The organism is Streptomyces sp. NPDC001858 (genome assembly GCF_053594615.1).
Genome location: NZ_JBSFEV010000006.1, coordinates 298852 through 312985 on the forward strand (window position 1 = coordinate 298852; position 14134 = coordinate 312985).

The following is a 14134-nucleotide window of genomic DNA, read 5'->3' on the forward strand; positions in this document are numbered from 1 at the left end:
CAACGCGGCGGGGCGCCCGGCTCGGCCGCAGTGGCCGAACCGGACGCCCCGCTGACGTCCGTCGGAGATCAGACCAGGTCGAACCGGTCGAGGTTCGAGACCTTGACCCACGCCGCGACGAAGTCCGTCACGAACTTGTCCTTCGCGTCGTCGCTCGCGTAGACCTCCGCGATCGCGCGCAGCTCGGAGTTCGAGCCGAAGACCAGGTCGGCACGGGTGCCGGTCCACTTGACCTCGCCGGAGGCGTCGCGGCCCTCGAACGTGGTCTGGTCGGAGGACGTCGACGACCAGGTCGTGCCCAGGTCGAGCAGGTTGACGAAGAAGTCGTTCGTCAGGGTGCCCGGGGCGTCGGTGAGGACGCCGTGCGTGGACTGGCCGTGGTTGGCGCCCAGCACGCGCAGGCCGCCGACCAGGACCGTCAGCTCGGGGGCGCTCAGGGTCAGCAGGTTGGCCTTGTCGAGCAGCAGGTACTCGGCCGGCAGGCGGTTGCCCTTGCCGAGGTAGTTGCGGAACCCGTCGGCGGTCGGCTCGAGCGCGGCGAACGACTCGACGTCCGTCTGCTCCTGCGAGGCGTCCACGCGGCCCGGCGTGAAGGGGACCTCCACGTCGTGACCGGCGTCCTTGGCCGCCTTCTCCACGCCGGCGGCGCCGCCGAGGACGATCAGGTCGGCCAGGGAGACCTTCTTGGCGCCGGAGTTGAACTCCTGCTGGACGCCTTCGAGCGTGCGCAGCACCTGCGCCAGCTCGTCCGGGTTGTTGACCTCCCAGCCGCGCTGCGGCTCCAGGCGGATGCGGGCGCCGTTGGCGCCGCCGCGCTTGTCGCTGCCGCGGTGGCTGGAGGCGGCCGCCCAGGTGGTGGAGACCAACTGGGAGACGGTGAGCCCCGAGCCGAGGATCTTGGCCTTCAGGGCCGCGATGTCCGCGGCGTCGATGACCTCGCCCTCGGCGGCCGGCAGCGGGTCCTGCCACAGCAGGGTCTCCGCCGGCACCTCCGGGCCGAGGTACAGGGACTTCGGGCCCAGGTCACGGTGGGTCAGCTTGTACCAGGCGCGGGCGAAGGCGTCCGCGAACTCGGCCGGGTTCTCGTGGAAGCGCTTGGAGATCGGACCGTAGACCGGGTCGAAGCGCAGCGAGAGGTCGGTGGTGAGCATCGTCGGCAGCTTCTTGGAGTCGCTGTGGGCGTCGGGGATGATCGCCTCGGCGTCCTTGGCCACCCACTGGTTGGCGCCGGCGGGGCTCTGGGTCAGCTCCCACTCGTAGCCGAAGAGGATGTCGAAGAAGTCGTTGCTCCACTGGGTCGGCTTGGTGGTCCAGGTGACCTCCAGACCGCTGGTGATCGCGTCGCCGCCCTTGCCGGTGCCGTAGGTGGACTTCCAGCCCAGGCCCTGCTGCTCGATCGAGCCGGCCTCGGGGTCGGCGCCGACGTTGTCCGCCGGGCCCGCGCCGTGGGTCTTGCCGAAGGTGTGGCCACCGGCGATGAGGGCGACGGTCTCCTCGTCGTTCATCGCCATGCGGTGGAACGTCTCGCGGATGTCGCGGGCCGCGGCCAGCGGGTCCGGGTTGCCGTTGGGGCCCTCGGGGTTGACGTAGATGAGGCCCATCTGGACCGCGCCGAGCGGGTTCTCCAGCTCACGGTCGCCGGTGTAGCGCTGGTCGTCGAGCCAGGTGGTCTCCGGACCCCAGTAGACGTCCTCGTCGGCCTCCCAGACGTCCGCGCGGCCGCCGGCGAAGCCGAAGGTCGTGAAGCCCATGCTCTCCAGCGCGACGTTGCCGGTGAGGATCATGAGGTCGGCCCAGGAGATGGACTGACCGTACTTCTTCTTGACCGGCCACAGCAGCCGGCGGGCCTTGTCGAGGTTGCCGTTGTCAGGCCAGCTGTTCAGCGGGGCGAAGCGCTGCTGCCCGCGGCCGCCGCCGCCGCGGCCGTCGCTGATGCGGTAGGTGCCGGCGCTGTGCCAGGCCATGCGGATCATCAGCGGGCCGTAGTTGCCGAAGTCGGCGGGCCACCAGTCCTGCGAGGTGGTCAGCACTTCGGCGATGTCCTGTTTGACGGCCGACAGGTCGAGGGCCTCGAAGGCCGCGGCGTAGTCGAACTCCGCGCCGAGCGGGTTCGCCACCACGGGGTCCTTGGCGAGGATCTTCAGGTTGAGCCGCTCCGGCCACCACTGGCGGTTGCCGCCGCCCTGCGTCGGGTGCGCGGCGCGCCCGTGGGCGACCGGGCAGCCGCCCGTCTCTTCCTTCGCGTCGGTGACGATTGCGTCGTGGTTCTCGGACATGGGGATCCTTCCGAACTGGGGGAATTCAGAGTGCTGCGGTACCGCTGGTGGCAGCGGTGCCGGCGGTGGAACAGGCGGGGCACAGGCCCCAGTAGATGACCTCGGCCTCGTCGATCAGGAAGCCCCGATCGTCGGCCGCGGTGAGGCAGGGGGCGTGGCCGACCGCGCAGTCGACGTCGACGACGACGCCGCACGACCGGCACACGAGGTGGTGGTGGTTGTCCCCGACGCGCCCCTCGAACCGGGCCGGGCTGCCCGGCGGTTCGAGGCGGCGCACGAGTCCTGCCGTGGTCAGCGCGTGGAGGGCTTCGTACACGGCTTGCAGGGAGATGTGGCCCACGCGGTCGCGCACTCCGGCGGCGATGGCCTCGACACCGAGGTGATCGCCGTCGCGGACGGTTTCGAGCAGGGCGACACGGGCGGCCGTCACCCGCAGTCCGACACCGCGCAACTCCTCGGCGGTGGTCGGTGTACGGGGTGCTGTCATGGGGCCGAACCTACTTCATAAACACGAACGCTTCAAGAAAACGAAGAGTACAAGTCTGGGAAACAGGAGGAGACGGGGGCGGGTGGGACGACGAGGAAACCGGACGGGGAGACGGATGGGGGAACGGACGGGAAAACCGATGGGGAAGAGACTTTCAGAGAAACGAGGCGAGCCCGTCGAGGAACCGGTCGACGTCCTCCGTGTCGTTGTAGGGGGCGAGTCCCGCCCGCAGCGCGGGGTCGGGGAGCTTCAGCGCGGCGAAGACCTCGTGGGCGTAGAAGGACCCCGCCGGGGCAACGACCCCGCGGGCGGAAAGGTGCGTCTGCGCCGCGGCCGCGTCCCGGCCCGCCAGGGTCATCAGCACGGTCGGGGTGCGGTCCGCCGCCCTGGAGTGGACGGTGACGGCGTCGCCCAGCGCGCGCAGCCCGTCGTCCAGCCTGGCGCGCAGCGCGTTCTCGTGTTGGTGCAGGGAGTCCAGCGAGCGCTTCAGCCGCGCTCTGCGCGATTCCCCCGCGTCCGGCTCGGCCCCGTCCAAGGTCGCCAGGAAGTCGACGGCGGCGGTGGCGCCCGCCAGGGTCTCGTAGGGCAGCGTCCCGAACTCGAAGCGCTCCGGCACCGTGTCCGGGGAGGGCAGCAGCTTGTCCGGGGCGAGGGATTCGAGGAGCTCGGGGGATCCGGCGAGCACACCGCAGTGCGGTCCGAGGAACTTGTACGGCGAGCAGACGAACAGGTCGGCGCCCAGTGCGGGGACGTCCACCAGGTGGTGCGCCGCGTAGTGCACGCCGTCCACATACACCAGCGCGCCCACCTCGTGGGCCCGGTCGGCGATCCGGCGCACGGGCGGCTTCGTGCCCAGCACGTTCGAAGCCGCCGTCACGGCGACCAGCCGGGTCCGCGGCGACAGCGCCCGCTCGTAGGAGTCCAGGTCGAGTTCCGTGGTCGCGGGGTCGATCTCCGTCCAGCGGACGACGACCCCGGCGCGCTCGGCCGCCTGGATCCAGGGGCGGACGTTGGCGTCGTGATCGAGACGGCTGAGGACGATCTCGTCGCCGGGCCGCCACTCCTTGGCCAGGTGCCGGGAGAAGTCGTAGGTGAGCTGGGTGGCGCTGCGGCCGTGCACGACGGCGCCGGCGGGCACGCCGAGCAGGTCGGCGTACGCGGCGCGGAAGTCGGCGACCGCCCGCTCGGCGTTCAGCTCGGACGCGCTGACGCGCCCCCGGTTGGACAGCGGGCCGGTCAAGGTCCTGGTCACGGCCTCGGCGACGGGGAGCGGGGTCTGGGTTCCGCCGGGCCCGTCGAAGAAGGCGAGACCGTGGGTGAGGGCGGGGAAACAGGTGCGCAGTGCGGCGACGTCCATGGCCATGGCCCCGACTCTGGCACCCGGGACCGACGCCTGCCAGTGGATCTGCGAAATGATTGTTAGACCCTTGACTGTCTTACTTTTGACCAATACGGTCCGTCGTGTCCGAAGGCGTCGGACGGCGTCGGACACTGCCGGACCGTGTCAGGCCGGGCCGGACCGTGCCGGACGGTGCTGGACGGTGTCGAGAGGGGCAGCCCGTGAGCGACGAGTTCGATGCCGACGTGGTCGTCGTGGGGCTCGGCCCGGTCGGGGCCACGGCCGCCAACCTCGCCCACGACCTGGGACTGCGCGTCATGGCGTTCGACCGCGCCGCGGAGATCGAGCCGCGGCCCCGGGCCATCGGCTTCGACCAGGAGGCGATGCGGGTCTTCGCCGGCCTCGGGCTCGCCGACGCCCTCGCGGACCACACCATGCCGTACCGGCCGTCCGAGTACCGCAACGCCGACGGCCGGGTCATCAAGCGCATCGGCGCCGCGCCGCCGCCCCATCTCCTGGGCTGGGAGCCGAACTACGTCTTCGACCAGCCGCGGTTGGAGGCCGCCCTGCGCCACCGCCTCGCCCGGGCGGACGGCGTCGACGTGCACCTCGGCACGGAGGTGACGGACGTCCGCCTCGACGACGTCGGCGCCACCGTGGACGTGGTCGACCCGGCGGGCCGCCCGCGCGCGGTGCGGGCGCGGTACGCGCTGGCCTGCGACGGCGGCGCGAGCCCGGCCCGCAGACGGGCGGGGCTGCGGATGGAGGACCTGGAGTTCGACCAGCCGTGGCTGGTGGTGGACCTGCGGCTGCGCCCCGGCGCGGGGGCCGGGCTGCCGCGGACGAACGTCCAGTACTGCGAGCCGGCCCGGCCCAGCACGTTCGTGGTGGGGCCGGGGGACCATCGCCGCTGGGAGTTCATGATCAACCCTGGTGAGCGGCCCGCGGACGTCGTCGGCCCGGACTTCATCCGCGGCCTGCTGGCGCGCTGGCTGGCTCCCGACGCGTACGACCTGTGGCGGGCGTCCACCTACCGTTTCCACGCCCTCGTCCTGGAGCAGTGGCGGGTGGGGCGGCTGTTCTTCCTCGGCGACGCCGCGCACATGACCCCTCCGTTCCTCGCGCAGGGCATGTGCCAGGGCATCAGGGACGCGTCCAACCTGATGTGGAAGCTCGCCCTGCACCTGCGCGGCGGCGCCGACGACCGGCTCCTGGACGCCTACCAGCGGGAGCGGGCGCCGCACGTCCGACACGTCACGCTCACCGCCAAGGAGTTCGGGCACGTCATCTGCGAACGCGACGAGGCCGCGGCCGCCGAACGCGACGCCAAGCTGCTCGCGGAGCTGGCCGCGGCGCCCGAGGGGACCGTCCGGCAGTCCCTGATCCCCGGGCTGCGCGCCGGGTTCCTCGCGCCGGAGGGCTTCGCCGCGCGCGGCGACATCCTGCCGCAGCCGGACGTGACGGACGCCCGGGGCGGCACCGGCCTCCTGGACGCGTTCACCGGGAGCACGTTCCGGCTGGTGCTGCGGCAGGACGCGGATCCGTCCGCGGCCGAGTCCGCGTTGCGCGCGCATGCGGCGGAGGGCGGCTTCCGGGTCGAGGTCGTGCGGCTCGTGGACGGCGTTCCGCGCGCCGGGACACGGGAGTACCGCGAGGACCGGCCCGTCCTGGACGCCTGGCTGCGCCACCGGTCCTGCGCGGCGGTGCTCGCCCGCCCCGACCACTACGTCTTCGGCGGCGTCGGTTCCACGGACGGCATCCGCGAACTGCTCGCCGCCGCCCGCGGACGACTGCGCGGCCCCGCTCCGGGGCGGTGACCGCGCCCCGGCGGCGCCCGAACCCGCGGCCGCTCACGTCAGGCTGAGTGGGACCTCCGACTCCACTCGGGTCAGTTTCTCCGGGTTGCGGACGAAGTAGAGGCCGGTGATACGGCCGTCCTCGACCCGGACCGCGAGGACGCCGTCGAGTTCGCCGTTCAGCCGCATGACGAGCCCCGGGTTGCCGTTGACCACGGTGAGCGCGCTGGTGAGCTCGGCGGTGTGCCGGCCGGCGGTGCCGATCAGGAAGCGGGCCACCTTGTCCGCGCCGACGATCGGGCGCAGCGCGGCCTGCTTGACGCCGCCGCCGTCGGCGAGGAGGACGACGTCGGGGGCGAGCACGTCGAGGAAGCCCTGGAGGTCCCCGGTCTCGGTCGCGTGCCGGAACGACTCCAGGGCGGTCCGGGTCGCCCGCGCGGAGACCGCCGCGCGCGGGCGGCGCGCGTCGACGTGCAGGCGGGCGCGGTGCGCGATCTGCCGGACCGTCGCGGGGGTCTTGTCGACGGCGGCGGCGATCTCCTCGTAGCCGACGCCGAACACCTCGCGCAGCACGAAGACGGCGCGCTCGGTCGGCGACAGCGTCTCGAGGACGAGCATGAGCGCCATCGACACGCTCTCGGCGAGCTCGACGTCCTCGGCCACGTCCGGCGTGGTGAGCAGCGGCTCGGGTAGCCAGGGGCCGACGTAGGCCTCCTTGCGGCGGGTCATGGTGCGCAGTCGGTTGAGCGACTGCCGGGTCGTGATCCGGACTAAGTAGGCGCGCCGGTCCTGGACCTGCGCCAGGTCGACCTTGACCCACCGCAGCCAGGTCTCCTGGAGGACGTCCTCGGCGTCGGCCGCCGATCCGAGCAGCTCGTAGGCGACGGTGAAGAGCAGGTTGCGGTGCGCGACGAACATCCCGGTCGCCTCGTCTGTGCCGGAGTCGGCGGCGTGATCACTCATGTGTCGTTCTCTTTCCGTTCCTGTGCGGTCTAGACGGTCTGGACGGTCTGGACGGTCTGTTCGGCGGTGGCGGCCGGCGCCTTGCCGCGCTCGGCGTCCCCGGCCCCCGAGGTCCGCAGCGCCTCCACTGCCTCCAGCGCCTTCCGGCGATGGGCGCCTCCCGAGACGTTGTGCAGGCGGTACGAACCGGGCTTGCGCGCCTCACCCGCCAGGTGCTTGACGATGCCGGCGCACACGAACTCCTTGAGCCGCGCCCCGGGGCGACCGCTGATGTGGAGGCCCACCGCGACGTCGTACCGGTGGGCGAACTGGAAGATGCCGCCCTGCCGGCCCAGGCTGATGCACTGCCCGGCGAACGTCTGGTTCAGGTCCGGGGCCCGCTCGCCCGCGATCCGGGCGAGCACCGTGTCCGCGGCCCGCGCGCCCAGCGGTATCGCCGCCTGGCAGCTCATCCGCAGCGGCAGGTCCGAGGGCGCCGCCGAATCCCCGGCCGCGACGATACGGACGTCGTCCACGCTGGTCAGCGTCTCGTCCGTGAGCAGCCGGCCCAAGGCGTCGGTGCTCAGGCCGCTGCGCCGGGCCAGGTCCGGCACGGCGAACCCGGCCGTCCAGACGGTCACCGTGCTCGCCGCCTCGCGGCCGTCGCCCAGCCGCACGGCGTCGCGCGTCACGGCCGTCACCTCGGTGCCGGGGCCCGCCAGGACCTCGACCCCGAGCGCGGCCAGCCGACCCGCGACCGAGCGTCGGCCGCGCGGGTGCAGGTACGGGCCGAGCACCCCGCCGCAGACGAGGGTCACGGCACGGCCCTCCTCCGCCAGCTCGGCGGCGGTCTCGATCCCGGTCGGACCGGCGCCGACGACCGTCACCGGCGCCGAGGCGGGCGTGCCGGCGAGGACCGACCGCAGCCGCCGGGCCTCCTCGAAGGTGGCGATCGGGAGGGCGAACTCCGCCGCGCCGGGCACGCTCGGGTCCGCGCTGCCGCTGCCCACGGCGTAGACCAGGTAGTCGTAGCCGACGGCGTCGCCGCTCTCCAGGAGCAGGCTGCGTCCGCCCGCGTCGATCCGCGTCACGGAGTCGACGACCAGCCGGACGCCCTCGGCGAGGACGTCCCGGTACGCGACGACCGCGTCGTCGGACCCGCCGACCAGCTGGTGCAGGCGGATCCGCTCGACGAAGGTCGCGCGCGGGTTGATCAGGGTCACGCTCACCCCGTCGCGCAGGGTCAGGCGGTTGGCCGCCATCACGCCCGCGTAGCCGCCCCCGATCACGATCACCTGCGTGGTCCCGGTCATGGTGTCTCCCTCAGTGTCGTTCCGCGTCCGTGTCTCGCGGTTCGCGGTTCGCGGTTCGCGGTTTCGCGCACAGGACACCGGCCGACCGCCCGCTGTGACAGGTGTGACGCAGATCACTGCCCTTTGGGTCAGGGCCTTGCTCGGCGGCACTGTCAGACCCCCGTGCCATGCTGGCTGACATGGCATCAGTCCAGAGTTCGACCGACTCCGCAAGCGCCGTCGACGGCATGGACGCCCTGTTGTGGCGGTGGGTGGCGCACATCGACCGCGACGGCACGCTGGGCGCGGGGCGGCCCGAATGGTTCGCTCACGTCGGGGAGTTGACCGTGGCCGAGAACATCACCTGGTTCGGGATGGCGACGGCCGGCCGATGGAGCCACCAGGGCCTGCCGCCCGGGCTGAGCGGCTGTCCGGTGTACGCGGGCTACCACTGGCACCGGCCCGAAGACGGGCCGCCGGTGGCCCGGGTCGGCATGGTCGTCCTGCCGCTGGCGGACCCCGCCAGGATCCTCGCGGCCGAGTGGGAGGCCTACGGGTACAACGGCTACGAACCGGCGCCGCTGGACGGGTACGCCGTTTTGTGCAGCGACCCCTTCGACCCCGGGTACGTCCCCGGCCGTGACCCGCAGGCCTGTCTGCGCGAGGCCGTGCGCATCATCGCGGAAGGCGACCGGGAGGGCCGTCGGGCCAACTTCGCCGAGCTGGTCATCGACGCGGACCGCGGCGGCAACGCCCTGTTCTTCCCGGTCGAGGCGGAGGAGAGAAACGGCTACGAGGCAGTCGAGCCGGACGGCACGGTCGTCTGCCTCGCCTTCACCGCCTACGACTTCTGACGGCGGCTCCGTTCCCGCCCGTTCCCGTCCCTTCCCGTCGTCCCTTCTCGGCCCCCGCAGCCCGCCGTCGTGCCCCCGAGGTCTCCCCGTTCCTGCCCTTGCGGACGCGGCTTTCTTCCCCGGGGGCCCCGCACCCGATCCGTTCCGGGAATTCGCAGGTCAGACACGTCTTCCGGTCGGTTCGGATGCGGGGGAGACAAGCGCGACGGGCCTGCCGGTCCGGCATACTTGCGAGCTGCGGGCCGCCCTGCTCACCACCGCGCACGCCCAGGCAACAGCGCGTGGTTCGAGCGCCGATGCACACCTCCGGGGAAACAGTCGTCATGAAAAACCTTCAGCCTTCGGACCCGACGTCCATCGGCGGCTATCCGTTGCTCGGCCGGCTCGGCGCGGGCGGCATGGGGCAGGTGTTCCTGTCCCGTACGGCTTCGGGCCGACTGCTCGCGCTGAAGACGATCCGCGACGATCTCAGCTCCGAGCCGGGGTTCGAGGAGCGGTTCGCCCGCGAGATCCGCAACAGCGACCGCGTCCGCTCGCCGTGGACCGTGACGGTCGTGGACTACAGCGCACCGGGCCAGTCCCCGCAGTGGCTGGCCACCGAATACGTGCCCGCGCCGTCGCTCGCCGAATGGGTCGCGGAGCACGGTCCGCTGACCCGGCCCGCGCTGCTCTCGCTCGCCGCCGAACTGTGCGGCGCGGTGCAGGCCGTCCACCAGGCCGGCCTCGCGCACCGCGACGTCAAGCCCGGGAACGTCCTGCTGGCCCGGGACCGCCCACGGCTGATCGACTTCGGGGTGGCACGGGCTGCCGACGACAGCCGGCACACCCGCCTCGGAGTCTCCGTGGGCTCCCCCGGCTTTCTCGCACCGGACCAGGCCGTCGGCAGCGTCGCCGCCGAACCGGCCGACGTGTTCTCGCTGGCCTCCGTGGTCGTGTACGCCGCGACCGGACGCGGCCCCTTCTCCCGCGCGGGGGAGCAGGTCCCCGCGGCCACCCTGCTGTACCGAGTGGTCCACGAGGAGCCCGATCTCGTCGGCGTCCCCCCGGAGTTGGCGCCGCTGCTCACCGCGTGTCTGGCCAAGGACCCGGCCGCGCGCCCGACGGCGGCCCGGTTGAGCGGATGGCTGGCGGAGCGGGGCGGCCGGATCGGGGACTGGCAGCGGGAAGGCCCGGCGGCTCTCGCCGGGGAGCTGACCCGGGCCGAGCACTCCACGCGCACCGCGATCGACCTCGCATCCACCTCCGTCGCACCCACCTCCGTCGCGGCCCTCGCCGGCCAGGAAACGGCCCCGGGGACGGCACGGTCCGACACCGTCCTCGCCGCCCCGGCCGAGCCCGGCCGACGCCGCCGGCCCGCCTGGCTGGTGCCCACGGCCGTCGCGACGGTCGCGGTCGTGGCGGCGGTGGTGGCCGCCGTCCACTTCGGCACCCAGCGCTCCGCGGCCGAGTCCGCTCCCTCCGCGAAGGAACGGACGTCCGCCTCGGCGACCGCGAGCAAGGCGGCGTCCGCCTCGGCGACGGCGGTCGCGACGCCGTCCGCCACGGCCCCGGCGGCCCCCGCGCCCGACACGCAACTCAAGGTCGTCCAGGCCCCGTTCGAGCTGGCCACCGGAGCGTCCGTGGCGGCGGGCGACCGGAGCCTGATCATGCAGAAGGACGGCAACCTGGTGATCTACGACCAGGACCACAAGCCGCGCTGGGCCGCGATGACCGGCGGCGACGGCAATTCCGCCCGCTTCCAGACGGACGGCAACCTGGTCGTCCACAACAGCGCCGGGCAGCCCGTGTGGGCCTCCCGGACCCACGGCCACCCGGGAGCGGTCCTCGTCTTCCAGGCCGACGGAAACGTGCTGATCAAGTCCGGCGACACCGTCCTGTGGGCCGCCGGAACGCAGAACTGACCGTTCCGGCGCCCCGCGGGCCCTACCGGGGTTGAGGCGCCAGCGAACGGGCCGGATGGCGGGGGCCGAGGAAGACGACGATGCCCTTGCCGTCGGGGGAGGGATGGGTGGCCTGGGTCCAGCCCTGGCGGCGGTAGAAGGTCATCGCCCGGCCCGACTGCACGGAGGTGAGCAGCCAGGAGCGGCCGTCGGGGGCGTCCTCGGTGACGGCTTCGAGGAGTTCGGCGGCGAGGCCGGTGCCGCGGGCGTCCCGGCGCAGGGCCAGTTCGTCGGTCTCGCGGGCCCCGCACAACCACTCCACCGTGCGGTCGTGGCCGAGGCCGGCGGCGGCCTGCGGGTAGCAGCGGTCGGTGGGGAAGGGGGCGAGGGTGGTCCAGGCGGTCGCGAAGCCGATGAGCTCCCGGCCCGCGAAGGCGAGCGCGGCGGTGAAGCCGGGTCGCCGTACGTTCACCGGCAGCCGGCCGACGAACTCGATGGCCTTCTCCTCGCCCTCGTCCCAGGGCGGTGTGCAGAACGCGTCGACGTAGACGGAGTGCAGGGCGACGGTGTGGGCGAGGAGCCCGTCGTCCTTGACGATCCGGATGCTCATCGGGCCGCCACCCCCCTTCCCGCACTCATGGCACTGCACGGCACTGCACGGCACTGCACTTCCCGCGTTTCCTGCACTTCCTGCGTCGACAATGCTATTGCAAGTTATATGCAATAAGAAGAGGGGTGTGTGCCCGGGGGCCGTGCGCGGCGTGTGCTTGAGTGAGGCCGTGCGGCTGCCCCTCGCCTCACCGGCGCTCATGAACGGACCCTGACCCCCATGCACGTGCTGATCCTCGGCGGGACCGCGGAGGCCCGCCGTCTCGCCGAGCTGCTGGACGGCACCCCCGGCCTGCGGCTGACCAGCTCGCTCGCCGGGCGGGTGGCCGGTCCGCGGCTGCCGCCCGGCGAGGTCCGCGTCGGCGGCTTCGGCGGAGCCGAGGGGCTGACGGCGTGGGTGCGCGAGCATGCGGTCGACGCGCTCGTCGACGCCACCCACCCCTTCGCCGGGACGATCGGCTTTCACGCGGCGCAGGCCGCCGCCACCGCCGGTGTCCCCCTGCTGGCCCTGCGCCGCCCCGGCTGGGTCGCCGTCGAGGGCGACCGCTGGCACTGGGCGGACTCGCTGGAGGCCGCCGCCGCCCTGCTGCCGCGGCTCGGACGGCGCGTCTTCCTCACCACCGGCCGGATGGGCCTGGCCGCCTTCGCGGACCTGCCCGAGGACCTGTGGTTCCTCGTCCGGTCCGTCGATGCGCCGCAGCTCCCGCACCCGGCCCGCATGGAGGTGCTGCTCGACCGGGGCCCGTTCACCCTCGACGGCGAGCGCGAACTGCTGCGCCGCCACGGCATCGACGTCGTCGTGACGAAGGACAGCGGGGGAGCGGCCACCGCCCCGAAGCTCACGGCCGCGCGGGAAGCCGGGCTGCCGGTGATCGTCGTACGGCGGCCCCCGGTCCCGGACGGGGTGCCCGAGGCCGCTGACGTGCGGGAGGCGGCCGACTGGCTCGGCCGACACCTCGGCCGGGCCGCTTTTCGCACCGCTGACTGAACCCTGACCCGGGCTTTGCCGCACTCCGGTTGTAGTTGCAAATAGCGTGCAGAACGCTGGATGGTGCGGCTGAAAACAGTCGCTCGCCCAGCAGTAAGGCCCATGTCCTCATGACCCCCGTCCGTCGCATCCGTGCCTCGATGACCCGCAAGGAGTGGGCGAGCGTCGGCGGGATGGCCGCGTTCATCCTGGCGCTGCACGTCATCGGCTGGTTCACGCTCGTGGTGATCGTCGCCCCCGAGCACTACAGCCTCGGGACGAAGACCTTCGGCATCGGCATCGGCATCACGGCGTACACGCTGGGCATGCGGCACGCCTTCGACGCCGACCACATCGCCGCCATCGACAACACCACCCGCAAGCTGATGAACGACGGGCAGCGCCCGCTGTCCGTCGGCTTCTGGTTCTCCCTCGGCCACTCCACCATCGTCTTCGCGCTCGCCTTCCTGCTCTCCCTCGGTGTGAAGGCGCTGGCGGGGCCGGTCGAGAACGACGACTCCTCGCTGCACAGCGTCACCGGCTGGGTCGGCACGACGGTGTCCGGGACGTTCCTCTACGCCATCGCGATCATCAACATCGTGATCATGGTCGGTATCTGGAAGGTCTTCCGTGCCATGCGCACCGGCCACTTCGACGAGGCCGCGCTGGAGGAGCAGCTCGACAACCGCGGCTTCATGAACCGCCTGCTCGGCCGACTGATGAAGTCGATCACCAAGCCCTGGCAGATGTACCCCCTGGGCGTGCTCTTCGGCCTCGGCTTCGACACGGCGACCGAGATCGCGCTGCTCGTGCTCGCCGGCTCGGGCGCGGCCTCCGGCCTGCCCTGGTACGCGATCCTCTGCCTGCCGGTCCTGTTCGCGGCCGGCATGTCGCTGCTCGACACCATCGACGGCTCGTTCATGAACTTCGCCTACGGCTGGGCCTTCTCCAAGCCCGTCCGCAAGGTCTACTACAACCTCACCATCACCGGCCTGTCCGTCGCCGTCGCCCTCATCATCGGCACGGTCGAACTGCTGGGCCTGATCGCCGAACAGGCGGATCTGCACGGCCCGTTCTGGGACCGGGTCGCCGGCCTCGACCTCAACATCATCGGCTACGTCATCGTCGGCCTGTTCTTCGCGACCTGGGCGGTGGCCCTGCTGGTGTGGAAGGTCGGCCGCATCGAGGAGAAGTGGACGGCGGGCCTGGCCGCCCCGTCGTCACCGGTCGCTCATGCGCCGCAGTCGGTGCAGCGGCCGTAGGCGAGCAGCGATCCCGAGGCGTCGGGGCGCAGCCCCGTCAACTCCTCGATCCGGCCCACGGCTTCGGTCGGCTGCGTGCTCGCCGGCGCGCCGACCTGCCCGCACTCCTGGCACACGGTGTGGTGGTGGGGCGCGCCGGTGATGCCGTAGCGCGTCGCCCGGGGGCCGTGGACCGCGTGGGTCGGACCGGTGGCCGTCAGGACCTCCAGCGTGCGGTAGACCGTCGTGGGGCGTCCGGTCGTAGTGCGCCAACTGCGGGTTCCTGCTCACGGCGTTGCCCTTCCCCTGGATCCTGCGTGCAGGTTGTTGCGAACGTCTTGCAACAACAGAGGGTTCCCGGACGGGCGAGTTCGCGCCCGGCCGCGACACGTCCGCAGGCCTAGGTCCAACGACTCATCGATCAGAGGTTGCTAGTACTGTTAGCGTGCAG

General features: G+C 72.4%; 11 protein-coding genes and 1 pseudogene. 5 read left to right on the plus strand and 7 right to left on the minus strand.

Annotated elements, in window-relative coordinates; translation table 11 throughout:
* Window positions 1–68: 68 nt before the first annotated feature.
* From katG to ACWCPF_RS11670, 3 genes are all read right to left on the minus strand, one after another.
* On the minus strand, window positions 69–2276 hold the full coding sequence (gene katG, locus ACWCPF_RS11660; protein ID WP_451044800.1) for a catalase/peroxidase HPI: 2208 nt from the start codon (window positions 2274–2276) through the stop codon (window positions 69–71).
* A gap of 25 nt (window positions 2277–2301) precedes the next feature.
* Entirely contained in the window at window positions 2302–2763 is a 462-nt protein-coding gene (locus ACWCPF_RS11665; protein ID WP_451044801.1) for a Fur family transcriptional regulator, read from the minus strand.
* A 154-nt stretch (window positions 2764–2917) separates the two neighbouring features.
* Window positions 2918–4126, minus strand: a complete 1209-nt coding sequence (locus ACWCPF_RS11670; RefSeq protein ID WP_451044802.1) for a cysteine desulfurase-like protein — start codon at window positions 4124–4126, stop codon at window positions 2918–2920.
* 197 nt (window positions 4127–4323) lie between these two features.
* On the opposite strand from ACWCPF_RS11670, the gene ACWCPF_RS11675 reads away from it, so the two are divergent.
* A complete protein-coding gene (locus ACWCPF_RS11675) occupies window positions 4324–5919 on the plus strand; it encodes a bifunctional 3-(3-hydroxy-phenyl)propionate/3-hydroxycinnamic acid hydroxylase (protein WP_451044803.1) in 1596 nt (531 codons plus the stop codon).
* Window positions 5920–5952: 33 nt separating this feature from the next.
* Here the strand turns inward: ACWCPF_RS11675 and ACWCPF_RS11680 are convergent, their stop codons facing one another.
* Window positions 5953–6861 (minus strand): RNA polymerase sigma-70 factor, encoded by a 909-nt coding sequence (locus ACWCPF_RS11680; RefSeq protein ID WP_451044804.1) that lies wholly within the window; start codon window positions 6859–6861, stop codon window positions 5953–5955.
* Between the two features lie 29 nt (window positions 6862–6890).
* A complete protein-coding gene (locus tag ACWCPF_RS11685) occupies window positions 6891–8153 on the minus strand; it encodes an NAD(P)/FAD-dependent oxidoreductase (RefSeq protein WP_451044805.1) in 1263 nt (420 codons plus the stop codon).
* Between the two features lie 179 nt (window positions 8154–8332).
* On the opposite strand from ACWCPF_RS11685, the gene ACWCPF_RS11690 reads away from it, so the two are divergent.
* Both ACWCPF_RS11690 and ACWCPF_RS11695 read left to right on the plus strand, forming a co-directional pair.
* Complete coding sequence (locus ACWCPF_RS11690) at window positions 8333–8986, plus strand: hypothetical protein (protein ID WP_451044806.1); 654 nt, start codon at window positions 8333–8335, stop codon at window positions 8984–8986.
* A gap of 323 nt (window positions 8987–9309) precedes the next feature.
* Complete coding sequence (locus tag ACWCPF_RS11695; RefSeq protein ID WP_451044807.1) at window positions 9310–10887, plus strand: protein kinase domain-containing protein; 1578 nt, start codon at window positions 9310–9312, stop codon at window positions 10885–10887.
* Window positions 10888–10909: 22 nt separating this feature from the next.
* On the opposite strand, the gene ACWCPF_RS11700 is transcribed toward ACWCPF_RS11695, so the two are convergent.
* The gene (locus tag ACWCPF_RS11700; protein ID WP_451044808.1) at window positions 10910–11476 is read right to left on the minus strand and encodes a GNAT family N-acetyltransferase; all 567 of its coding nucleotides are present in this window, start codon (window positions 11474–11476) and stop codon (window positions 10910–10912) included.
* A gap of 219 nt (window positions 11477–11695) precedes the next feature.
* On the opposite strand from ACWCPF_RS11700, the gene ACWCPF_RS11705 reads away from it, so the two are divergent.
* Together ACWCPF_RS11705 and ACWCPF_RS11710 are read left to right on the plus strand one after the other, a co-directional pair.
* Window positions 11696–12463, plus strand: a complete 768-nt coding sequence (locus ACWCPF_RS11705; protein WP_451044809.1) for a cobalt-precorrin-6A reductase — start codon at window positions 11696–11698, stop codon at window positions 12461–12463.
* A gap of 110 nt (window positions 12464–12573) precedes the next feature.
* Window positions 12574–13704 (plus strand): HoxN/HupN/NixA family nickel/cobalt transporter, encoded by a 1131-nt coding sequence (locus ACWCPF_RS11710; RefSeq protein ID WP_451044810.1) that lies wholly within the window; start codon window positions 12574–12576, stop codon window positions 13702–13704.
* Here the strand turns inward: ACWCPF_RS11710 and ACWCPF_RS11715 are convergent.
* Window positions 13674–13919 (minus strand): annotated as a pseudogene (locus ACWCPF_RS11715) (Fur family transcriptional regulator); the annotation flags it as partial. The gene ACWCPF_RS11710 and the pseudogene ACWCPF_RS11715 sit on opposite strands and share 31 nt — an antisense overlap.
* Window positions 13920–14134 lie beyond the last annotated feature (215 nt).

Excerpts from the sequence above, each read along its gene's own strand:
- katG (WP_451044800.1), bottom strand. The coding sequence starts at position 2,276 with ATGTCCGAGAACCACGACGCAATCGTCACCGACGCGAAGGAAGAGACG.
- ACWCPF_RS11665 (WP_451044801.1), bottom strand. The coding sequence starts at position 2,763 with ATGACAGCACCCCGTACACCGACCACCGCCGAGGAGTTGCGCGGTGTC.
- ACWCPF_RS11670 (WP_451044802.1), bottom strand. The coding sequence starts at position 4,126 with ATGGCCATGGACGTCGCCGCACTGCGCACCTGTTTCCCCGCCCTCACC.
- ACWCPF_RS11680 (WP_451044804.1), bottom strand. The coding sequence starts at position 6,861 with ATGAGTGATCACGCCGCCGACTCCGGCACAGACGAGGCGACCGGGATG.
- ACWCPF_RS11685 (WP_451044805.1), bottom strand. The coding sequence starts at position 8,153 with ATGACCGGGACCACGCAGGTGATCGTGATCGGGGGCGGCTACGCGGGC.
- ACWCPF_RS11690 (WP_451044806.1), top strand. The coding sequence starts at position 8,333 with ATGGCATCAGTCCAGAGTTCGACCGACTCCGCAAGCGCCGTCGACGGC.
- ACWCPF_RS11695 (WP_451044807.1), top strand. The coding sequence starts at position 9,310 with ATGAAAAACCTTCAGCCTTCGGACCCGACGTCCATCGGCGGCTATCCG.
- ACWCPF_RS11700 (WP_451044808.1), bottom strand. The coding sequence starts at position 11,476 with ATGAGCATCCGGATCGTCAAGGACGACGGGCTCCTCGCCCACACCGTC.
- ACWCPF_RS11705 (WP_451044809.1), top strand. The coding sequence starts at position 11,696 with ATGCACGTGCTGATCCTCGGCGGGACCGCGGAGGCCCGCCGTCTCGCC.
- ACWCPF_RS11710 (WP_451044810.1), top strand. The coding sequence starts at position 12,574 with ATGACCCCCGTCCGTCGCATCCGTGCCTCGATGACCCGCAAGGAGTGG.